Origin of the sequence: Halopseudomonas pelagia CL-AP6, assembly GCF_000410875.1 — a bacterium.
GTDB lineage: Bacteria > Pseudomonadota > Gammaproteobacteria > Pseudomonadales > Pseudomonadaceae > Halopseudomonas > Halopseudomonas pelagia.
Genome location: NZ_AROI01000024.1, coordinates 1 through 20,752, shown reverse-complemented (window position 1 = coordinate 20,752; position 20,752 = coordinate 1). Strand labels below are relative to the sequence as shown.

General features: G+C 54.6%; 18 protein-coding genes. 1 reads left to right on the top strand and 17 read right to left on the bottom strand.

Features of this window, described 5'->3' with window-relative positions; genetic code table 11:
- Window positions 1–255 precede the first annotated feature (255 nt).
- Window positions 256–1,215, bottom strand: a complete 960-nt coding sequence (locus tag K787_RS0116715) for an arsenic resistance protein (protein WP_022963961.1) — start codon at window positions 1,213–1,215, stop codon at window positions 256–258.
- 99 nt (window positions 1,216–1,314) lie between these two features.
- On the opposite strand from K787_RS0116715, the gene K787_RS0116710 reads away from it, so the two are divergent.
- Window positions 1,315–2,349, top strand: coding sequence for a glycoside hydrolase family 5 protein (locus tag K787_RS0116710; RefSeq protein WP_028615033.1), 1,035 nt, complete (start codon window positions 1,315–1,317; stop codon window positions 2,347–2,349).
- Window positions 2,350–2,372: 23 nt separating this feature from the next.
- Here the strand turns inward: K787_RS0116710 and K787_RS0116705 are convergent, their stop codons facing one another.
- The 16 genes from K787_RS0116705 to K787_RS0116630 all read right to left on the bottom strand — a co-directional run bounded on the left by K787_RS0116705 (window position 2,373) and on the right by K787_RS0116630 (window position 20,685).
- Complete coding sequence (locus K787_RS0116705) at window positions 2,373–3,335, bottom strand: phosphoribosyltransferase family protein (protein ID WP_022963959.1); 963 nt, start codon at window positions 3,333–3,335, stop codon at window positions 2,373–2,375.
- A gap of 61 nt (window positions 3,336–3,396) precedes the next feature.
- Window positions 3,397–4,836: a mannose-1-phosphate guanylyltransferase/mannose-6-phosphate isomerase gene (locus K787_RS0116700; protein WP_022963958.1), complete on the bottom strand. Its 1,440-nt coding sequence runs from the start codon at window positions 4,834–4,836 to the stop codon at window positions 3,397–3,399.
- A gap of 34 nt (window positions 4,837–4,870) precedes the next feature.
- On the bottom strand, window positions 4,871–5,614 hold the full coding sequence (locus tag K787_RS23485; RefSeq protein ID WP_022963957.1) for a WecB/TagA/CpsF family glycosyltransferase: 744 nt from the start codon (window positions 5,612–5,614) through the stop codon (window positions 4,871–4,873).
- A 29-nt stretch (window positions 5,615–5,643) separates the two neighbouring features.
- On the bottom strand, window positions 5,644–6,417 hold the full coding sequence (locus tag K787_RS23480) for a glycosyltransferase (RefSeq protein ID WP_022963956.1): 774 nt from the start codon (window positions 6,415–6,417) through the stop codon (window positions 5,644–5,646).
- Complete coding sequence (locus tag K787_RS0116685) at window positions 6,380–7,570, bottom strand: hypothetical protein (RefSeq protein ID WP_152486860.1); 1,191 nt, start codon at window positions 7,568–7,570, stop codon at window positions 6,380–6,382. The genes K787_RS23480 and K787_RS0116685 overlap by 38 nt, the downstream gene beginning before the upstream one ends.
- A gap of 132 nt (window positions 7,571–7,702) precedes the next feature.
- On the bottom strand, window positions 7,703–8,179 hold the full coding sequence (locus K787_RS0116680; RefSeq protein WP_022963954.1) for a GDP-mannose mannosyl hydrolase: 477 nt from the start codon (window positions 8,177–8,179) through the stop codon (window positions 7,703–7,705).
- A gap of 2 nt (window positions 8,180–8,181) precedes the next feature.
- Window positions 8,182–9,156 carry a GDP-L-fucose synthase gene (gene fcl, locus K787_RS0116675; RefSeq protein WP_022963953.1) on the bottom strand — a complete coding sequence of 325 codons (975 nt, stop codon included), beginning with the start codon at window positions 9,154–9,156 and terminating at the stop codon, window positions 8,182–8,184.
- A 2-nt stretch (window positions 9,157–9,158) separates the two neighbouring features.
- Window positions 9,159–10,283 carry a GDP-mannose 4,6-dehydratase gene (gene gmd / locus K787_RS0116670; RefSeq protein ID WP_022963952.1) on the bottom strand — a complete coding sequence of 375 codons (1,125 nt, stop codon included), beginning with the start codon at window positions 10,281–10,283 and terminating at the stop codon, window positions 9,159–9,161.
- Window positions 10,284–10,341: 58 nt separating this feature from the next.
- Window positions 10,342–11,499 carry a glycosyltransferase family protein gene (locus tag K787_RS0116665; RefSeq protein WP_022963951.1) on the bottom strand — a complete coding sequence of 386 codons (1,158 nt, stop codon included), beginning with the start codon at window positions 11,497–11,499 and terminating at the stop codon, window positions 10,342–10,344.
- A 46-nt stretch (window positions 11,500–11,545) separates the two neighbouring features.
- Window positions 11,546–12,856, bottom strand: a complete 1,311-nt coding sequence (locus K787_RS0116660) for a lipopolysaccharide biosynthesis protein (RefSeq protein ID WP_022963950.1) — start codon at window positions 12,854–12,856, stop codon at window positions 11,546–11,548.
- A 73-nt stretch (window positions 12,857–12,929) separates the two neighbouring features.
- Window positions 12,930–14,276: a UDP-glucose dehydrogenase family protein gene (locus tag K787_RS0116655; RefSeq protein ID WP_022963949.1), complete on the bottom strand. Its 1,347-nt coding sequence runs from the start codon at window positions 14,274–14,276 to the stop codon at window positions 12,930–12,932.
- An 81-nt stretch (window positions 14,277–14,357) separates the two neighbouring features.
- Window positions 14,358–15,758, bottom strand: a complete 1,401-nt coding sequence (locus K787_RS0116650; protein ID WP_022963948.1) for an undecaprenyl-phosphate glucose phosphotransferase — start codon at window positions 15,756–15,758, stop codon at window positions 14,358–14,360.
- Between the two features lie 165 nt (window positions 15,759–15,923).
- Complete coding sequence (locus tag K787_RS0116645; protein WP_022963947.1) at window positions 15,924–16,649, bottom strand: tyrosine-protein phosphatase; 726 nt, start codon at window positions 16,647–16,649, stop codon at window positions 15,924–15,926.
- Between the two features lie 31 nt (window positions 16,650–16,680).
- Window positions 16,681–18,906 carry a GumC family protein gene (locus tag K787_RS0116640; RefSeq protein WP_022963946.1) on the bottom strand — a complete coding sequence of 742 codons (2,226 nt, stop codon included), beginning with the start codon at window positions 18,904–18,906 and terminating at the stop codon, window positions 16,681–16,683.
- A gap of 2 nt (window positions 18,907–18,908) precedes the next feature.
- Window positions 18,909–19,433, bottom strand: coding sequence for a polysaccharide biosynthesis/export family protein (locus K787_RS0116635; RefSeq protein WP_022963945.1), 525 nt, complete (start codon window positions 19,431–19,433; stop codon window positions 18,909–18,911).
- 97 nt (window positions 19,434–19,530) lie between these two features.
- Complete coding sequence (locus K787_RS0116630) at window positions 19,531–20,685, bottom strand: outer membrane beta-barrel protein (RefSeq protein WP_022963944.1); 1,155 nt, start codon at window positions 20,683–20,685, stop codon at window positions 19,531–19,533.
- Window positions 20,686–20,752: the final 67 nt, after the last annotated feature.

Sequence of the window (20,752 nt, the reverse complement as noted above, 5' to 3'; positions counted from 1 at the left end):
GACGCACGTGGTTTATTCCGGGAAAGGCTAGGTGCAAATTGGCGGCCGAGCGTCTTGGTGCTATCCACGGCGAACGCGATGATCCCCCCTGCGATTCGATAAACAGTTCGCCTGCAGGCTTTGTATTTGCTCGGCATCGATACACTTGAAACCGTGGTGGGATGGATGACATTGCTGTTCTCCGTAGGTTTTTTAGGTCAGGCAAGAGTCTGTTGTTTTAACTGACTGGGCAAGCACTACAAGGTTGACTGGTGTTTAACGGAACAATTTGCGCGGTACCCACCATAGATAGACCAGCATGCCGGTTAATTCCACCAGAGATTGGAGGATGACCACCACAACGGCGATCTCCCAGCCAGCCGGCAGTGCCAGGACGAGTGGTAGGACGATAAAGGAATTGCGCGTGCCGAAGCTGAAAGCCAGGGTACGGCCGGCGGAAACTGTCAGTTTGAACAGCTTCGCCAGCCCCCACGCCAGCAAACCGGCAATGAGCAGGAAACCAACGAACACCGGTAACACGCTGAGCAGTATGGGTGCAGTCTGTGCCAGAACAGGGCTGTTTGCAGCGCAGACTAGCAGCATAACCATGGCCAGCAAAGGTACCGGCAGCCAGGCCAGTGCTTCGCCAGCGCGCGCACGTGCGGGCTTCACCTGCATCCAGCGCTGTGTGAGCGCCGCAAATAACATAGGTACGCCGAGCAGGCCCAGCGCGGCGGCCAGTATATGAGCTGCATCCCAGGCTAGCAGTAGACTGATATCCGGTAGCATCAACCAGAGATACAGCGGCACCAGGAGCATCTGCATCAGCAGATTAAGTGGAGTGACAGAGATCGCGCTACTGGTGCTGCCGCCACCCAGATGGGTAAAGGTGATAAACCAGTCGGTGCAGGGCATCAAGAGCACCAGAAGTACGCCCAGGCGCAAGGCAGGGTTCTCGGGCAGCCAATGAACCAGAATCCAGGCGGCCAGCGGGAGCAGGATGAAGTTGCCGATCATCAGAGCGAACACAAAGGGTTTGTCAGTTAGGGACTGGCGCAAATGCAACAAGGGTACCTGTACAAAGGTTGCGTACAGGAGCAGCCCTAAAAGCGGCCACAACAGGGGGGTTAGATACGGCGCGACCTCAGGTGCGAAAGTGCCGATCAACAGACCTAGAGCGACCGCGCATAAGTAAATTGGCAGTTGCTGGGCTTCGAGCGACAGGCGGTCACGCATGGGGTGGCACTATACCGGGAAAGGGCTGCTACTCTAACAGAATGTAATGCCTGAATAGGCAGTCTGTCGGTGATGGCTCATTATCAAGGAGACACGATCATGCCAAAAGGGGCAAGACGTTTATTAGTCGGATTGGGTTGCCTCCTCGCTCTGGGTTGTTCCACATTACAGGCGCGTGAGCAAGTCGAGCTGGTGGGGCTGAATGTGGCGGGGGCCGAGTTTACCGGTAACCAACTTCCCGGTAAGCATGGCACACACTATTTTTTCCCGCCGAAAGGCTATTTTGCCGCATGGCGTGAAAAAGGCGTGAGGATGGTGCGCTTCCCGCTGAAGTGGGAGCGCTTGCAGGCTAGCTTGAACGCGAAACTGGATCCGGTCTACAGCGATTTGGTGGACAAGATGCTGGATCAGGCTGCAGAGAATGACATCAAGATCATCATTGACGTGCATAACTATGCACGTTACCGGGGAAACGTGATCGGGACTGAAGAAACCCCGGTGTCTTCCTACCGCGATTTGATGTCACGCATTGCCGAGCGCTGGCAGCAGCATCCGGCGCTATACGCCTATGACATCATGAACGAACCCTACGGCGCCGACGACAAATGGCCGCCCGCCGCGCAGGCGGGTATCGATGGTATACGCGAGCATGATATGAAGCGGCCGCTGCTGATCGAAGGTACATCCTGGTCCAGCGCTGAGCGCTGGCCGCGTTATGCTGATGCTCTGCTGTCGTTGGATGACCCTGCGGATAACCTCATTTTCTCTGCGCATGTTTACATAGATGAGGATGCCAGCGGCAGTTACAAGGCCGCGCCTGGAAGTGATTTCGATCCTATGGTCGGAGTCAAACGGGTCGAGCCTTTTATCGGCTGGTTGAAGAAAAACGGAAAACGGGGGCATATCGGAGAGTTTGGCGTTCCGGGAGATGATCAACGCTGGCTGGGCGCGATGGATAACCTGCTCGCCTACCTGCAGGAGCACTGCATACCGATGACGTATTGGGCCGCAGGGCCTTCTTGGGGCACCTACAAACTGTCAGTGGAGCCGCGCAAGGGAGAAGAAAAGCCCCAGTGGGCGGTGCTGGAAAAATATCTGGGGCAGGGTAACTGCTCCCAATACGGCCCCGGCTGAGAGTCATTCCCAGGGCCTTGTGCTTAGGCAGGTAATCGAGAGAATATCTTGCGCAGGTGCTCGAATATCTTTCTCTTCAGCGACTGACCTTTACGCAGCGTCACGGCTTTCAGCGCTGAAAGGTTAACTCCCGGTACATACATCTCGTTGGTGGCGGTGCAATACACAGGCTTATTGGACAGCCGCATGATTTCTCTTGCCTGCAACTCTTCGCTTTCGATGAACAGTACTGCCTGAAGTTGCTCCTTGTAGATGCGTGCCTTGAAAGTGTGATGCATGTTCAGGCGTCGCCGCTCCTCTGCAGAGGGTAAATTCAGCATATGCAGCTTGCCGTAAGAGACGCCGTGCCGTTTGAGCCAGGCTTCGGTTTCCGGGCGGTACTTCTCCAGCCTGCTGGTGACCAGATGTGCGACCTGAACCGAGGGCAGAAAGAGCGGTTTGGCGCCTGCCAGAAACGCTCGATAGCATTGGCCGTCGTCATTCTCATCGGCAGTAGGGTCGACGCAGAGCACACCATCAATATCCAGACAGGCACGGGTTATATAATGGTGGTGCATGATGTTCCACTCGAATACTCGCGGCTTCTCGACGATGTCCAGATACAGGTCTATGGCATCGACATTGTGTTGTTGCGCAAACGCAGCCATGGTCACCACCGAGCCGGGATAAACCTCTTTAACCTTGGCTACCGCTTCGCGCATCGAATTGCCGGTGGCCATACTGTCGTCGACGAGCAGTATTTGCTTTGCGTCCTGAGGTTTGGCTAGTTCGTGATACTTATACGTCCGGGTGGTGCCCCGCTTGAGTTCGTCATTGCGAATAAAAGCGTAGAGGTCGGTCAGTGGCAGGTTGAGCTTTAGTGAAATGATACTGGCTACCAGCATGCCGCTGCGCGGGATGCCTACGATCAGGTCTACACTTTGAGGCACCTTGCTGGCGTATTTGCTGGTTAGAGCGGATAGATCACTGATGCTGCGATAGTTCATGGGAGCACTCTCCTTGCTGCTCGATAAAGACGGGACTGTGAGACGCCGCGCGATATAACGACTATGCGACAGTGGCCTTCGGTTGGTCAGCCTTGACGCGGCCGTAGTTGTCGGCAAAGCGCACGATGTCGTCTTCACCCAGATAGGAACCTGACTGAACTTCAATCAATTCCAGTGGGATGATGCCGGGATTTTCAAGCGAGTGAACATGTCCAATCGGAATATAAGTGGACTGGTTCTCGGTCACCATATAGGTTTCCTCCCCGTTTGTGACGCGTGCAGTGCCGCTCACGACAATCCAGTGCTCTGCGCGGTGGTAGTGCATCTGTACCGACAACTTCGCACCCGGCTTTACGGTAATGCGCTTTACCTGATAGCGCTGGCCGTTATCGATGGAGTCATAAACCCCCCAGGGTCGATAGACTTCGCGATGATTGAGGTGCTCGCAGCGGCCATCGTGTTTCAACTGGTCGACAATACGCTTGACCTCTTGCGCGTGGTTGCGATGCGCCACCAGCACGGCATCCTTGGTTTCGATAATCACCAGGTCTTCAAGCCCGACGGTTGCGACCAGTCGGTGGTCGGCGTGCACGTAGTTGTTGCATGAATCATGGCTGATTACGTCACCCTTGAGCACATTCCCGCGTTCGTCCTTGTGGCTGACATCCCACAGGGCCGACCAGGATCCAATATCGCTCCAGCCGGCGTCCAGCGGTACCATGATGGCGTCGGCAGTGCGCTCCATAACCGCGTAGTCGATGGAGTCAGAGGGGCATGCCAGGAAGGCATCGCGATCCACGCGGATAAAATGCATGTCGTGTTCGCGGCGCGCTATGGCCTTGCGACAGGCATGGAGAATGTCCGGGCGGAATTTCTCAAGTTCTTCTATATAGCGGCTGGCACGGAACATAAACATGCCGCTGTTCCAGAAGAAATCACCCGAGGCGATATAGTTTTTGGCCGTTTCGTAATCTGGTTTTTCGACAAAACTCTTGACCTGATAACCGCCGTTATTGCCATCAGGCGAACCTCTCTGCACGTATCCGTATCCGGTTTCCGGGTGGGTGGGCACTACACCAAAGCTCACCAGCTTGCCGGCTTCGGCGTAGGGCAGGGCGCTGTTTACGCTGTGGTGAAACGCCGCTTGATTTTCGACCAGGTGGTCTGCCGCCAGGATCAATAATACCGGATCGTTGTCTCCCTCCGAGGCCTGCAGCGCTGCCAATGCTATGGCGGGAGCGGTATTGCGCCCTGCGGGTTCCAGTAGGATCGGCGAGCCTTCCATTCCCAATTGGCGTAGCTGCTCGGCAGCCAGAAAGCGATGCTCTTCGTTGCATATCAGTCTGGGAAGGTCTGTGTCCAGGCCGCTCAGACGGGTAATGGTCGACTGCAACATGGACATCGAGGCGTCCGCCAGCGGCAGAAACTGTTTGGGGTTCAGTTGGCGTGACAACGGCCAGAGCCTTGACCCAGTGCCGCCCGACATAATAATCGGAATCATGTGTGTGCTCCTTGGAAGACGATCCGGTTGCAGGCTAGGTTCTGAGGTGCTTTATGAGGATAGGAATAAAGTGTCGTGCATCATGCGCGTAGCGGCCCAACAGGCGTTGGGGTTCGGCGCAGATGCGATGGAGCCATTCCAGGCTCAGGTTTTGCACCCATTGCGGCGCCCGCTTGACGCTGCCGGCGAGAAAGTTAAGGGACCCTCCGACACATAGCCCCACTCCCACAGCCTGGCGGGTCTCGAAAACTCTGGAGGCGATAATTTCCTGGGTGGGACAACCCAAGGCAAAGACGATCAACTGGCTCGGGTGCGTTGTTACAAAATCCAGGCAGCGCTGCACGGCCGGCTCATCCTTGATAAAGCCCATGGGCGGATAGGTATGGTTAAACGTAATGCTCGGGTACTTTTCCCGCAGCAATTCCATATTTGCTACTTCGCAACCGACGACGGTAATGGTCCAGCGGCGCGCTGCGGCAATATCCATCAAGTCAGCGGTCAGGGTGCTGCCAGGAATGGCTTCTACCGGTTTGACGCCGAAGAGCTTGAGTATGGGCAACAGTACGCGGCTGTCGCAGATACGATGGCTGGCCATCCCGTAAGCATTGGTCAGTTTCTGATCATGCTCCAGTTGGACGATATGATTCACATTCGGTGTAACGATGTAGCTAAATGCTTGCTGGCAGGCTGGAAGTATCTGGCTGAGCAGTTCCTCCTTGGAACCAGTGTAAAAATCCACGTTAAAAGCCTTCATGACGATCTCCGCGATCAACTGCATACATGGCTGGTTCCTGCTGGGCCAAGAGGTTAGGAAAGACGTTTTTCCAAAGCGGCTCTGAGAATTTTGCTGTGCGTATGCAAGAAGTGCAGGCCGTAAAGTCCGTATGCTTTTGTTGCTCCAAGCTTCAGGTACTGCATGCGAATATGCACATCTTCTCTTAGTGCAGCAAAGCGCCGACGCTGGGATATTCCAGTCATGTCAAAGATGCATAACGGCGTGCGGATATGCAGAATTTGGGTCGCCGCATCCAGCCCGCGTACAAACTCGATAATCATGCAGTAGTCGGCTGACAGCTGGTAATTCTGGCGGAAGCGGATATGTCGCAAATGTGCATTTTCGAAGTACATCGCCTGGTGACAGGAGGGCATGCCCAAAGAAATTTTATCAATACTCTTGCCATAGGCAGCGGTCAGTTTGCCTTCGGCGCTCTCCAGAAAATAATCCCCATAAAGGTACTTGGGAGCAGCGGCAGCACCAGTGACGGCCTGGACTACCTTCTGCAGCGAGCTATCGTCATAAAATCGATCACCGCTGTTCATGAACAGCGTGTAGCCGGGTGTCTCGGTGGCTTGGACCAAGCCTTTGTTCATGGCGTCATAAATGCCTTTGTCAGCCTCCGAGGTAATCTCGGCTCGCGGTTCGTTTAACTGCGCAAGCCATTCCACACTGCCGTCGGTAGAGGCGCCGTCAATGACGATCCAGCGATAGTGCCGATACTTCTGGCGAGCGATACTCTCGTAGGTCTTTTGCAGGCCTGCCAGGTTATTCCAGGTTATGGTGACGATGCTGAAGTTGATCATGGATAGCCCAGTTGTTAGATGGCGTTATGATGCTGTGGCCCTGCTCGGAAGCAGGGTTTCGTGCCTTGGCGAAATAAACAAAACAGGCGGCGGCGATACCCAGCGTTGCGCCGCCGTACATGAGCGCGTTGGATAGCAGCATATTGAGCATGCCGAACCAGAAGGTCAGTTGAAAGGCGAGAAGCAGTGGACCCTTATGCTTGCACTGACGCATGATCCACAGGTATCCACCGTAGAAAATCAGTGCGACAAAAGGCGTCAGGAAGCCAAAGCGGTGATACACACCAATGATGCCCACGTCAGATAAATAGAAGTGTGGGCCGTACATGCTGGAAAACCCACCGTTCCATTGCAGCGACAGGGCGCCCAAGCCTACGTAGTAATTATCCTGCACCGCTTGCATGATGACCGCCACGGTGTTGTCACGCACGCCTGGACCACTGGTAGCTTCAAACAGTAGTGCATTGAATCGCTCGAATTGTTCTACATAAAACTCAGGCACCAGGAAAAAGGAAGCGGCCAGGATGGCCGACGCCAGCGAACCTAGCTTGAGCAGCGAACCAATGCGGTTGCGGAAAATCCACAGTGCCGCCAGCGCCCATATGACCATGGTCTGACGTGTTTGGATGACGAGCCAGAGGTAGGCAGCGAAGAACAGTAACAATCCTAACCGGGTGATCGAAACTCGATCACGCATGCTGTATAGCAGCATGAAAACCGCAATAGAGACATAGGCTGAGCCAATCATGTAACGGTTTGGTCTCAGCGTTTCGACGAAGTCCTTTTCATCTACATGGAAAGAGATGCCGGTGTTTTCCGGGATGATGCCAAAGTAATACAGAAAGCCGACGATGCCGCATAGTACGGCGGAATACAGAAAATAGGTTTCCAGGTGCTTTTGCGTCGGAGCCGTTTTGATCAGCAGGTACAGTGTCGGAAAGAACGATAGATAAAGCAGGCTGCGGCGCTCTTCGAGTAAGCCGTAGATTAACGGCTGACCATAATTGAGATTGGTCAGAATGGCTGATGACAGCGGCACTACCCCACCTAAAAACAGTATCCACAGACTGGTCTTGGACTGATAGACGCGTTTCCACATCAGTAGCAACATGCCTGCCGCTATTATTATGCCGAACAAGTACAGTTCACGCATGAAGGGTATTCCGGCTTTCTTATTATCGGTCAGGAAAAAAATACCCGAGTTCAGCAGAATCAGGATAAAAAGCAGGTTCCTGTAAACAAGCAGTTGTTTGAGCAAGGCAATGGTTCCGTTTAGTGAAAATGTTCAGATCAACGGGAGACAGTTCAGATACGCTTTCGAGTTCAAATGAACCTCAGTGGACGTCGCCATGTTTTCTGGGCACCACCAGCGGTAATGAGTGTGCTGGTCATGCGGAGGAGTCAGAAGGTCTTCGGAGCTGAGCACGACGTGATAGGCAATCACAACATAGTGCGTGCTTGGCGCGTTGCCGCCCTGGCCAAATAGGCTGTCTTCATAAAAGTGTTCGTAAATGCCAAGAAGCCGGGCGCTCTCGCGCACAAACATTCGGCCTAACTCGCTGGTGGTAATACGTCGAAAGGCTTGATCCAGACTCTCATTCTTGTAGATACGCCCGCCTGGTACAAACCAACTGCCTTGTGCGGGGCGGTTGAGGCGCTTGCCAAGCAGAATATCGCTGTGGCGATTGCTCACGACCAAATCAATTGATACCAGCGGGGTATTGGCTACAACCGTTCTAAAGGTGTCTGCGTCAAGGAACATGCCTAGCTCCGGGCTTCGTTCATGTGTTCCACAAACCAGCTGTAGGCATCTTGCAACCCTTCCTCCAGGCCAACGCGGGCAACCCAGCCCAGCGATGCGAGACGCGAAACATCCATCAATTTGCGCGGAGCACCATCAGGCTTGCTGGCGTCAAAGCCAAGCTTGCCGTTAAACCCCGTAACCTTGGCTATGATCTGCGCCAGCTCGGCGATGCTGCAGTCTTGACCGGTGCCGACATTAATATGCGATAGCATTGGCTGGGTATGTGCCTGATAGGCGAGAGCCTCCAGGGTCATCACATGTACGCTGGCTGCCGCCATATCATCCACGTGCAGAAACTCGCGCATGGGTTTGCCACTACCCCAAATAACCACCTCGTTTTCACCGCGAAGTGTCGCCTCGTGGAAGCGTCGCAATAGCGCAGGTATTACGTGGCTGTTTTCTGGATGATAGTTATCGCCGGGGCCGTACAGGTTCGTCGGCATCACGCTACGGTAGTCACGTTCATACTGACGGTTATAGCTTTCACAAAGCTTGATGCCCGCGATCTTCGCCACGGCATAGGGCTCGTTGGTCGGCTCTAGCGTACCGGTCAGCAGTGCATCCTCGCGCATCGGCTGCTCTGCCAGCTTTGGGTAAATACAGGACGAGCCGAGAAACAGGAGTTTCTGCACATCATGGGCATGCGCGGCCTGGATGATATTGGCTTGGATCATCAGGTTCTGATAAATGTACTCTGCCGGGTAGACGTTGTTGGCATGGATGCCACCCACCTTGGCAGCTGCCAGATACACCTGATCGATAGCCTGCTCGGCAAAAAAGCTATTCACCTCAGCTTGGTTTAGCAGATCCAGAGACTCTCGGTCCCGGGTAATGATCTGTTCATAGCCCAGGTTTTCCAGCTGTCTGACAATCGCCGAACCGACCATCCCGCGATGGCCGGCGACAAATACACGCTGATTGCGTACATCGGTCATGCTCAGCTCTCCATCGTCAACGGTAGATCGTGGCCATGCTCTTTCAGCAAAGCGTGACGCCGAGCAACCTTGAGATCTTCACGGACCATCTCGGCACACATTTCCTGAACAGTCACCTCTGGTACCCATCCCAGCTTGGACTTGGCTTTGGAGGGGTCACCCAGCAGGGTTTCCACCTCGGCCGGGCGGAAGTAGCGGGGATCAACCTGAATAAGCACGTCACCAACGTTGACTGCTGGTGCGAGCTCGCCTTCCACCCTGGAGACAATGCCCTTTTCATCCACCCCGGCGCCCTCAAAACGCAAGGTAATACCCAGCTCCGCAGCCGACCAACTGATGAATTCGCGCACCGAATACTGCACGCCGGTGGCGATGACGAAGTCCTCTGGCTGCTCCTGTTGCAGCATCATCCATTGCATGCGCACATAATCTTTGGCGTGGCCCCAATCACGCAGCGAGTCGATGTTCCCCATGTACAGGCAATGTTCCAAACCCTGGGCGATATTGGCCAGGCCGCGGGTAATCTTGCGGGTAACGAAGGTTTCACCGCGGCGGGGTGATTCGTGATTGAACAGGATGCCGTTACAGGCATACATGCCGTAAGCCTCGCGATAATTGACGGTAATCCAGTACGCGTAGAGCTTGGCAACCGCGTAGGGCGAGCGCGGATAGAAAGGCGTCGTTTCCTTCTGCGGGGTTTCCTGCACCAGACCGTACAGCTCGGATGTAGAGGCCTGGTAAAAGCGGGTTTTCTTTTCCAGTCCGAGCAAGCGAATGGCTTCAAGGATGCGCAAGGTGCCCATCGCGTCTACATCAGCGGTGTATTCTGGAGCCTCGAAGCTGACCGCGACATGCGATTGGGCGCCCAGGTTATACACCTCATCAGGCTGCACTTGCTGAATGATACGAGTCAGGTTGGAGGAGTCACTCAGGTCGCCATAATGCAGGACGAAGTTCTGATGCTCGACGTGCGGATCCTGGTAGATGTGATCGACGCGCTGGGTGTTGAACAACGACGCACGGCGCTTGATACCGTGCACCTCGTAACCTTTCTGCAGCAGCAATTCTGCCAAATACGAACCGTCTTGCCCGGTGATGCCTGTAATAAGTGCCTTTTTACGTTCCATTGGCTTTTTACACTCCGTATCGCTAAGTAAAGGTATTGATATTCGAACAATCAGCGGGTCAGCGAGACCCAGAGCGGTTAACCATTAACTGGAGCCGTTCAACCAGGCCGGAGAAGATGATCCGTGGAGAGGGAAACTTGTAAAAAAATCGATACATACCGTACTCAGCCTCAGCCGATGAGGCGTAATCACCGGCCACTTGCGGCGGGATCAGGCCGATGCCTTCACCTTGAACGTTATGCATGACACTCAACTCCATCGGCTTCATCGACAGACTGAAGTTGTGTAGCCCCCGGGCGTTGGTCCGCGCCAGCTGCAATCCGTTGGCGTGCTGCTTGCAGCCATAGAGGTTCACGCTGAAATCATAATCAGCGAGAAGCGGGTTTTGCTGTTTGATGCTTTTGGGCAATATTTCGCAGAATGCGTCATACACCGCCAGACTGCTCGCTAAGGGCTTAAAGTGATAAGTCATATTCAGTTGCTGAAGCGGCACCTGAAAACGTGACGAGGCAATATTGAAGTGTTGCCCCGGGTCACCAAAGTTGGTGCTCAGCGACCGGTACGGATACACGAAGAATTTGTTCCGGGCGATGATGTAGGCGTTATGCAGTTTCAGCCAGGAGGACTCTGGCCAGCCACGAATGTCTGGCGGAATGTCAGGCACTGCGGAAATGTCCGTTCCGTGCTCCTCCAGCCATTGCCTGAAGGCTTGCCACTGCTGGCGCGACCACGCCTGACCCCAGGAGGCGGCCAACTGCATGAAATAGGCGTCGGCATCGCCATTGTCGACTGGCATAAAGGGCAGATTAGCGGTCTGATTGAATTGCTGACTGTAGAGGCTGATACCAGCAATAGCCTCGTCTTCAGCATAAAATCTTAGCGCCTCGTAGGTGAACTGATAGAAAAAGGGCGACACAAAAAGATCGTCTTCCAGCACCAGTATATCGCCGTACTCTTCGCTGAGATCGCCACAGCTCAACACATGATTGCGCAGGCCCAAGCGGGTCTGGTGGGCAATGATGCGCTTATCGCCATGAGGCCATTCAAATGCACTGGCGACCTGTAAGGGTTCAAGCATCCCGGAATTGTCCAGGCTGATAATCAGGCGCACGTTACCCTGAGGATATTGAGCGCTACGTAGAGAGCCCAGCAGCCGCGTCAGGCTGTCGGGGCGGCTATAGCCGATAACAATGATGGTGGGTAAGGATTGATTCATAAATTCATGAGCCCAATGCCTGTTGGAAAAAACCGCGTCCAGGTAATTACTTAACAGTTTCTGACTGGAGCCGGAGGTACCATTTGCGAGCCTCGAACAGCACAATAAAGATCAGGCTGATGTAAATGACAATGCTGGCGATGGCGAAGGCTATTACCGTGCCGCGAGCGTCTTGCAACCAGAGTGCACCGATGAACAGCGCCCCTACACGCAAACTGGTGCTGACCAGCTCGATTACCAGAAAGCGCCGTTGTAGTTGCAGCGCTGGCGCCGCGACAGTGCATGGCCGGCTGATGAAGATGGCGTATTCGGATAACGCCAGCCAGCGAGCGAGCTCGCCGGCCATGGCCCATTCACTGCCAAATACAAATGCGAATAGCCATGGGCCGAAGAAAAATACCGTTGCGAAAGGCACCAGACCTACGGCGGCAAGGCTAATAAACGCCTTGATCAGCATGCGTGAGATCGGTTTTTCCTGCTGAATGGATATCGCGAGCTTAGGGTAGTAGACATCGGCCACGGACTTGCCGATAAGATTTGTCGGCATGCTCAGCGTTTGCTTGCAGATCGCGAAAAAGCCCGCCGTTGTGGCGCCGAAATAGGCCGCCAGCACCAGTGTAGGCAAATTTTGCGAGACCGCGTTGATCAAAGCCTGGGGCGCCCGATAGATCGGAAAGTCTCGGTAGCGGCTAGCTACGCCGAGGATGCTTGATACTTCGGCCGGCTGATCCTCAGGCTGCTTGCGATCGATCTCTTGATTTCGGCGGATAGCGAAGAACAACATCCCCGCATGCAATAACGGCCCGAGGATAGTGGTAATGACCAGTACTGCCGCAGAGGCATGCACAAGACCGGCTCCACTGCGACCAATATTGTGAACCAGGGAATGCGCTATTGCGACCCGGGCAGTGAGCCTGAAACGTTGCTGGCGTATTAGCCATTGCTGAGCGGTTTCCAGACAGGCGCCGCAAAACATGGCCAGGGGTAATATCATCAAAAAAGGGCTGATGGCATCCATGCCCATCAGCGCGACGAAGGGCGTGCCAAACAAGACCAGTAGAACGGCAGCAAACGCAGCGACGCCCACCGCTACCATGAGCGATAGCTTGACCAGGTTGCGTCCGTCGTCATCACGCCGTGGCAGCACAATGGACACCGGATAGGTTAGCGCGGCAACGGGTACCGTCATCGCGATCAAGCCTAGAAATACGCCCAGCACACCGTAGTTTTCCGGACCGTACAGGCGCGTGATAATGGGCATGAATGCCATCGCGACGACCTGTGCCCCAGCGGTACCGGAGACCACCGTGAGAATATTGCGCAGTAGCTTACTGCGCGTGAGCTCACCTAAACCCATACTCATCCTGCTGCGATGCAGGCGGGTGCCTGCATCAGGCTGAGGGGGGCTGAGGCTTGCAGGTGCATTGGTATCAGGCATGGGTGGGCATGCGGCCTATGCCGTAATAGGTGAAGCCTTCGCGCTGGGTCTGTACCGGGTCGTACTGATTGCGGCCGTCGACGATCAGTGGATAATTTAGCAGCTTCTTCAAAGCCTTGAAGTCCGGGCGTCGGAAGGGTTTCCATTCAGTGACCAGCACCAGTGCATCGGCATCGATGGCTGCTTCGTATTGACCTTCGACGATGGTCAGCTTTTGCTCGCTGAACCAGTCGTCGGGAAATTCTCTGCGGGCCGATTCGGCGGCAACGGGGTCGTACGCCCTCACGCGGGCGCCAGCATGGATAAGGCTGTTGATCAGCACCACGCTGGGGGCCTCGCGCATATCGTCGGTGCCGGGCTTGAACGCCAGGCCCCAAATGGCAAAGGTCTTGCCGCTCAGATCGCCGGCAAAGTGGGTCATCAGCTTGTTATACAGAGAATGCTTTTGCACTGCGTTGCGGTCTTCTACCGCTTGCAATAGCTTTGGTTCGTAATCGCTCTGATGGGCAATGCGAATCAGCGCTTTGACATCCTTGGGGAAACAGGACCCGCCATAGCCGCAGCCGGCATAGATAAAGTGATAGCCGATGCGCTGATCAGAGCCAATCCCCAGACGAACATGTTCGATATCAACGTCCAGACGCTCACAGAGGCCAGCGATCTCGTTCATAAAAGAAATCTTGGTGGCGAGCATGGCGTTGGCCGCGTATTTGGTCATTTCTGCGTCGCGCACGCCCATAAATATCATCCGCGGACGATTGCGAATAAACGGCGCATAGAGCTCAGTCATCACCTGACGCGCGTGTTCGCTGTCGGTGCCAACGATGATGCGATCCGGATGCATGAAGTCGTTGACGGCTGACCCCTCCTTGAGGAATTCGGGGTTGGATATCACGTCAAAGCTCAGGTCCAGACCGCGGCGACTGAGTTGCTCACTGATAGTCGCTCTTACCAGATCAGCCGTGCCCACCGGTACGGTAGATTTGTTGATGATCACCGAAGGCAGCGTAATCAGGTCACCAATCTGGCGAGCAACATCGACCACATATTGCAGGTCTGCCGAGCCGTCCTCGCCGGGAGGCGTGCCGACGGCGATAAAGAACACGTTGCACCGGTCTATGCTGTCTTTCAGCTCGGTGGTGAAATGTAACCGATCCGCCGCATGGTTTTCTGTCACCAGGGTATCGAGTTCGGGCTCATAGATCGGCAGGATGCCTTTCTTGAGGTTGTCGATTTTTTTTGGATCGGTATCAATGCAGTAAACGGTATTACCCATTTCCGCAATACAGGCCCCCGTGACTAACCCCACATAGCCAGTTCCAATGACAGTGATATCCATGTGCCAGTCCTTTCTTGAAGGTAAAAGGGTTTACAGATCATGTCAGGGACGCACCGGGCGGCGGTCCCAGGCGTACAACAGTCAGTACACGTTTCTTGAAAATAGGGCCAAGGGCGTGCGCAGCAGAATCTTGATGTCCAGCCACAGCGACCAGTTGTTGATGTAGGCCAGATCTTGCTCCACGCGCTGCTGCATTTTCTCGATGGTTTCAGTTTCACCTCGGTGACCATTGACCTGGGCCAAACCGGTGATACCGGGTTTGATGCGGTGCCGCGCCATATAGGCGAGAATCTTGTCGCTGTAATAATCGTTGTGCGTTACCGCATGGGGGCGCGGGCCGACCAGAGACATCTCACCGCGCAATACGTTGAACAGCTGGGGTAGTTCGTCGATGGACGTTCGGCGTAAGAAGCGACCCGCTGGTGTGACCCGCGGGTCCTCACGGGTAGCTTGTTTAACCACGTGGTCGTCCTCGTGCATGCGCATGGAGCGAAATTTCATCACATGGATCACTTCACCATTCCAGCCATGGCGAGGCTGCAGGAACAGCACCGGGCCGGGCGAGGAGCGTTTTACCGCGATTGCGGCGGCAACAAAGATCGGGCTCAAGACCAGAATGGCCAATAGCGCCAGGGTGCGGTCCATCAGCTCCTTGCTGAATACGGCGGCCGGGTAAGAGCTGAAGGGGGTTTCATTCAGGTAAATCGCTGGGAGTTGTTCAATTTCTGAGATCGACCGGTTAAGCAGAGGCATGCCGCCAAAGTCGGGCACCCATACAACGTCAACGCTAAGGCCGAGCAGAGACAAATAAAGCGCTTCGATCGAGGGGACTTCATTAAGGCTCAGGGCAATGTACACACGTTTGATTTTATTTCTTTCAATTTCGTGGCGAAGGTTGCTGACGTCGCCGAGTACCGGAAAGCGACGATCGATGCTGTCTGCATTGGGTTGCGATGAGATCATGCCGAGCAATGGTACTCGGCCGGAGGCTTTGAGGCGCTTGGCCAGATCATAGGCATTCGGGCCGCTACCGAGGATGGCGGATGTGCGCCCCACGCGTAATTTTCTGGAATGCAGGTTGGCAAAGTAGCGCATTGGAATATATGCCAGCGCTTGTACTAAAAATCCTAATGCCGCCCACTTGAGCAGAATGCTGGTAGCGAATAGTTGAGTACTGCGGCTAATTACCGCAATCATGAATAGGCAGGTCAATAGGGTGACCCAACCCATTAACAGATGACCCACCCCGGCTAAGTAGCCATGCCTCTTATGATAAACATGCGCCAGCATATAGGCTGGCACCGAGGCAAAAATAGTCAGGGCAATCAGCATGCGGTACTGGGAGGACACCGTGCCAAACTGTTCGATCACCAGATAGCAAAGCAATATGCTGACCAGTGAAACAGCACAAAACCACTGTACCCAGAATGTCAGACCATGGCGGTTGGCGGCAGGGTTGTTTCGTTTTGCGATCGTGATCATGCTTCCTCCTAACATGTAGTGCTATCACCAGAAGTCCATTCTGGGTCATCAGTTCTGATGGACCGGCGTACAGTCATGGGCAGGTCTGAACGTGGGGCGTTAACGGATACGGCCCTTAACCGTCAGTTGAGAAGTGGGTCTTGAGGCTCACACGAAATAGGGTGTTCAGGCGAAGTGCTGGTTAGCTATTAGCCAGGGTGTATCAAACACCAGTCGCCGCGCGGTTCGTTCTCCGAGTACCTGCCTCGCGCCCTCATAACCAGGCCGCATATCCGGTGGCCGGTGCGTCAAGTTGTGAGCGTCACTCGCCAGCAGTGTGACTACACCTTGCTTGATCAGGTCCAGAGCCAAGATTTGCGCCGGCTCGCCAAACGCACCTGCGACGGAGCCTGAGGTTAATTGAAGTAGACACCCCTGTTGAATAAAGGGCCGTAGCCGCGCCGGTTGTTGCATAAAACCTTTGTTACGCTCCGGATGAACGATCATAGGCATTACGCCTTGACTGAGCAGCCAGCGGGTCATTTGCTCTGCCCCATAAGGGATGCCGCTGTGCGGAAACTCCAGCAACATGACTCTCCGGCCTTTCCAGCGGCCGACGAAAGGGATGCTGCCATCAGACATCATCGACATCAGTTCGCTGCCAAAGCGAACCTCGGCGGCATAGCTAACCTGAACCTTGATCCCGGCTTCCGCGATCGCCGCCCCAAATTGCTGGCAGAGTGTGCGGATATTGGCTGTGCTGTTGTCATAACGTCCCGGATGGATATGCGGCGTGCATACCATGTGCGTAATGCCGCTAGCCTCAGCCGCTCTGGCCATGTCCAGTGACGTCTCCATGTCTACCGGGCCATCGTCAATGCCTGGCAGTAAGTGACAGTGCAGATCAATCATAATGAGCCGCCCGCATACTGGTCACTTATGCTCAAGCCTTTCCTGAGCTGTATCCGTAGTGGTCGATATAGCCGCTGTATTCGCCTTTTTTGGCGGCTTTTTTTACATCGACCTGGTTTAACACCACGCCCACTATCGAGGCGCCACTCTGCAGTAGCTGGCCTACGCCACGCTGTGCCATAGGGATGGAAGTGCTCTCGGATTTGACTACATAAATCACCGAGCTGGCCAATGTGGACGTCAGTATCGGATCGCTGACTGCCTGCGTGGGCGGTGAGTCGATAATGATGTGATCGTAATGCTCCTTGACCTTCTCCAATAGCTCCGCAAAGCGGGGGGAGGCCAGTAGCTCGAGTGGGTTAGGTGGTACAGCGCCTGCGGTCATCATGTCCAGGTGGCCGCTGACTTTTTGTATGCAGTCCTGCGCCTTTGCCGTGCCGGCGATCAGATTGGCCAGCCCAGGTGTGCCGACGGGGAAGTCGAAGTTGCGTGCAATTGTCGGGCGTCGTAAGTCGGCGTCGATCAGTAGTACGGTTTTTAACTGACTTAGTGCAAAGGCCAGATTGGTGGCCAGGGCACTCTTGCCCTCACCTGGTACCGAAGACGTGACGACCAATACTTTTTGCGCGCGCGTCATATCTGCCAGCATTATGCCTGTACGGATAGTTCTGACCGCTTCACAGAATTGATGCTCTTCGCCCTTCTCAAACAGATGCGGTATGGCCTTTTGATGCTTCTTGGGCATCAGCGGCATGATTCCCAGCACCGGCAGATTTAATTGTCCCTCGACGTCATCTGCGCTTTTGAACGTATTGTTTAATATTTCGGAAATCAGCGCTATTACAACACCGGCAATCAGCGACAGAGCGGCAGCAATAGTCAGCAGCAGCTTCTTGTTGGGCGCTGCCGGTAGCGATGGGGGGGTAGCCTGATCAACGATCCGCGCATTGGTAGTGTTCAAATCCTGGGTCGCCGTGGTTTCCTGCAGGCGTGTCATGAAGGTCTCATAAAGAGCCCGGTTGCTTTCCACATCGCGGGTCAGTTCTCGGATTTGAAATTCCTTGCCGGAAATATCCTGAATCTGCTCTTTATTCTGATTGAACGAAGAGCGCAGCGAGTTCTCGTTAGCCAACGCCAGTTGATAATTGCGTTCAATACCGGCAACTACCTGTTCGACCTGGCTTTGCAGGCTGGCGGTAGCCGCATTCAGATCCGAGCGGGCTGCTTGCATGGCAGGGAAGCGTTCGCCGTAGCGGCCGGACAGTTCGTCTACCTTGGCTTGCGCGCGAGCTTGCTCGGCTTTGAATTGCTGAATCAGGGGATGACCCAATACTGCCGGTACGCTGGCCATACGCTCCCAGCCTTGTGAACTCATGGACTGGACCTGGCGATATTGGCTTTCAGCTTCGGCGCGCTGGCGGCGTGCATCAATCATCCGGTCGCCAATCATAGCCAGCTCGTTGCTACTGATTGTCGCAACGCCATCAATGTCTACGAGACCCTCCTCTTCACGATAGTCTTGCAGACGATTTTCCGCTTCCTTTAGGCTGCCACGCAGCTCTTCAAGCCGGCTGTTCATCCAGGTAGTAGCCTTGATGGACATATCCATTTGCGCCTCAAGCTGACTTTCGATGTAGCTGTCGGCGATGGTGTTAGCTGCCAAAGCGGCGGTGAAGCGGTCAGTCATGTCGAAGGAGATACGTATTAGTTGGCTCTTGCCCTCGACACTCACGGTGGTCCGCTCCATGAATTGGCGGACGGCGAAATCCATGATCTCTTCTTCGGTGAGGATATCTTGGATGGTGTCGGGATCCTCGCCGAAGATAGCCAATCGGGTGCGGTTAATCAGTGGCTTGATGTCGATTAGCGGCTTGGGCTGCTGGCGCGGATCGAACGCCGGATGCTGAGTCAGATTAAGTCGCTGGATAACCCGTTCGGCTACATCCCGGCTGGTAATTAAGCCAATTTGGGTTTGTATGTACTCGCTAAGCAAGCCGGTGGAATCGTAGACCTGCTGAAAGGCGACCAATTGATTGCCCTTGGCCTCAACCATGATCGTAGCGCTGGCGCGATAGATTGGCTGCACCTGCGAGAGCGCAAGCGCAGCAAGAGACGTGACCAGGATAGCCAGCGCAATAATGCTCCACTTGACCGCCCAGACAGCCTGCCATTTCTTTTTCAGATCAATAAAGTCGGCGTCGTCATCTGAAGGGGCTAACGGATACCACTGCTTTTCTGGGCGAATAGGGCTGTTCATGGTTAGAAGAACCCCTGATCAATAGTGATGGTGTCACCCGGTTTGACAGCGCTATCCAGAGCGGCTTTCTCGATGGTACGGCTATCATCTCCTCCGCGAATGATGGTAATACGGCGCTTCGATGCTCGCTCGGTGAGACCGCCTGCCAGCGCAATAGCACGATCCAGGGTCAGGCCGGGCTGAAAAGGGTAGCCGCCGGGGGAGTTAACTTCGCCACTGATATAGAACTCGCGATAATTGATCATGCTGACAGACACCCGGGGGTCGACAATAAAGCCGTCCTTTAGCCCGTCGATGATCATATTTTCAATCTCCCGGGGCGTTTTGTTCAGCGCATTGACCTCTCCGATAAAAGGATATGAAAAGGTGCCGGCGTCATTCAGCCGGATCTCTTCAAAACTCAGATCAGGCTCGCCATAAACATAGATACGCACTACATCGCCGGAGCTGAGCCGGTATTGCGTATCTGCGTTTGTCTCAAGTGCAAAGGCAAGCAGCAACAAGGCAATAATTTTTAAAGATTGCATAGCTTAAGATCCTCTCCACGGCAGCACGGTGAGTTTGCGATGAGATTGTTTTGGGTATTAGCGTGGGTTGAATGGATGTCGGCCTGATGGATATGGCTTACAGGCTCAACTCGACTATCAGCAGATATAGATTCCGCTGGTAGTCGTTGTCACTGATATTTGAATCGTTATCAACCCGCCGATAGCCGAGCTTGAAATCGGCCCAGCGGTCGTAGGAATACACCACCGCAGCACCAAAAGCGGTACGGTCGTCTTGTCGCTCGGTTGCCTTGTACTCACGGTCGAGGATCTGGTATTCCAACTCGGTGGAAATCCAGGGGCTCCAGGTATGGTCCCAACTCAACAGGGTGTTGATATCCTGCACTGTGCTTGCGCCATCATCTCCCTCATCGAAGGCGCGGCGGGCAGTGATGCCGAAAGTTGAATAGGTGCGAGGGCTCCAGGTCAGGCCGAGGTCCCACATAGGGCTGGTGTAATCGGTGCGGTTGCTGTCATCGAAGTTCTTCTGCTCAACGCCTACTCGCAGTGTTCCGGTGGTTTTGGCAGTAGCTTCCCAAGTCCCACCAATCAGGGCGGCAGTGTTAGTGCTACTGCGATTGTTCAGGTCGGTAGTGTAATCATGGTCGGTATAGCGCAACTCGCCCAGGGTGCGTGTTCTGGGAGACAGGCGGTGGTACCACGTACTAGTCAAGCCTAAAGAGTCGCGCTCCTGGTCATCGTTAATGCCGTTACTGTTCTGGAATCGGCGTTGCTCATAGCGGCTCAGGAGGTCGATCTGGTTGCGGGCAGTTGCCGCCCCAAAGGTGTAACCCAGCTCGGCATTGGTCAGCGTATATTTGTCATTGACATCATCCAGGGTGGTATCGGTGGTTTCCTCAATGCGGTGGTGGCCCAATCCGGCACTAAGCCGATGGCGCGAAGTTAACTCCAGCACGCTCTTGAGCGTCAGGTGATGGTCAGTATGCGAGGCGTCCGAATCAGAGTGGTAGATTTCTCGCGAAGCCAGGTACTTCAACTGATGACCGGTTTTGCGTCCCTCTGCGGTCAACTGGAAACTGGGTTGTATCGTCGTCACCCATGAGGAGAGTTCGTTCTCGCTGTCGCCACGCAGGTTGTCGTCATAGCGCTCACCCAACAGTAGCTGAGGTGTAAAGTCAAAGCCCGCGAGATCAATGCTCTGTGGTTCAACTGCCAGCGCATCCGCCGAAAGACAGCCAGCTATGATGATAAAGGTGCAGGTGGAGTTTCTCATGAGGCGAAGTCCTTGCCGAAAGAGTCGGTTCAGTAAGAGAAAGTCGGTAAGCATCCGGTCAGTACCG

Coding starts and splice junctions, on each gene's coding strand:
- K787_RS0116715 (WP_022963961.1), bottom strand. CDS start 1,215: ATGCGTGACCGCCTGTCGCTCGAAGCCCAGCAACTGCCAATTTACTTA.
- K787_RS0116710 (WP_028615033.1), top strand. CDS start 1,315: ATGCCAAAAGGGGCAAGACGTTTATTAGTCGGATTGGGTTGCCTCCTC.
- K787_RS0116705 (WP_022963959.1), bottom strand. CDS start 3,335: ATGAACTATCGCAGCATCAGTGATCTATCCGCTCTAACCAGCAAATAC.
- K787_RS0116700 (WP_022963958.1), bottom strand. CDS start 4,836: ATGATTCCGATTATTATGTCGGGCGGCACTGGGTCAAGGCTCTGGCCG.
- K787_RS23485 (WP_022963957.1), bottom strand. CDS start 5,614: ATGCAGTTGATCGCGGAGATCGTCATGAAGGCTTTTAACGTGGATTTT.
- K787_RS23480 (WP_022963956.1), bottom strand. CDS start 6,417: ATGATCAACTTCAGCATCGTCACCATAACCTGGAATAACCTGGCAGGC.
- K787_RS0116685 (WP_152486860.1), bottom strand. CDS start 7,570: ATGCGTGAACTGTACTTGTTCGGCATAATAATAGCGGCAGGCATGTTG.
- K787_RS0116680 (WP_022963954.1), bottom strand. CDS start 8,179: ATGTTCCTTGACGCAGACACCTTTAGAACGGTTGTAGCCAATACCCCG.
- fcl (WP_022963953.1), bottom strand. CDS start 9,156: ATGACCGATGTACGCAATCAGCGTGTATTTGTCGCCGGCCATCGCGGG.
- gmd (WP_022963952.1), bottom strand. CDS start 10,283: ATGGAACGTAAAAAGGCACTTATTACAGGCATCACCGGGCAAGACGGT.
- K787_RS0116665 (WP_022963951.1), bottom strand. CDS start 11,499: ATGAATCAATCCTTACCCACCATCATTGTTATCGGCTATAGCCGCCCC.
- K787_RS0116660 (WP_022963950.1), bottom strand. CDS start 12,856: ATGGGTTTAGGTGAGCTCACGCGCAGTAAGCTACTGCGCAATATTCTC.
- K787_RS0116655 (WP_022963949.1), bottom strand. CDS start 14,276: ATGGATATCACTGTCATTGGAACTGGCTATGTGGGGTTAGTCACGGGG.
- K787_RS0116650 (WP_022963948.1), bottom strand. CDS start 15,758: ATGATCACGATCGCAAAACGAAACAACCCTGCCGCCAACCGCCATGGT.
- K787_RS0116645 (WP_022963947.1), bottom strand. CDS start 16,649: ATGATTGATCTGCACTGTCACTTACTGCCAGGCATTGACGATGGCCCG.
- K787_RS0116640 (WP_022963946.1), bottom strand. CDS start 18,906: ATGAACAGCCCTATTCGCCCAGAAAAGCAGTGGTATCCGTTAGCCCCT.
- K787_RS0116635 (WP_022963945.1), bottom strand. CDS start 19,433: ATGCAATCTTTAAAAATTATTGCCTTGTTGCTGCTTGCCTTTGCACTT.
- K787_RS0116630 (WP_022963944.1), bottom strand. CDS start 20,685: ATGAGAAACTCCACCTGCACCTTTATCATCATAGCTGGCTGTCTTTCG.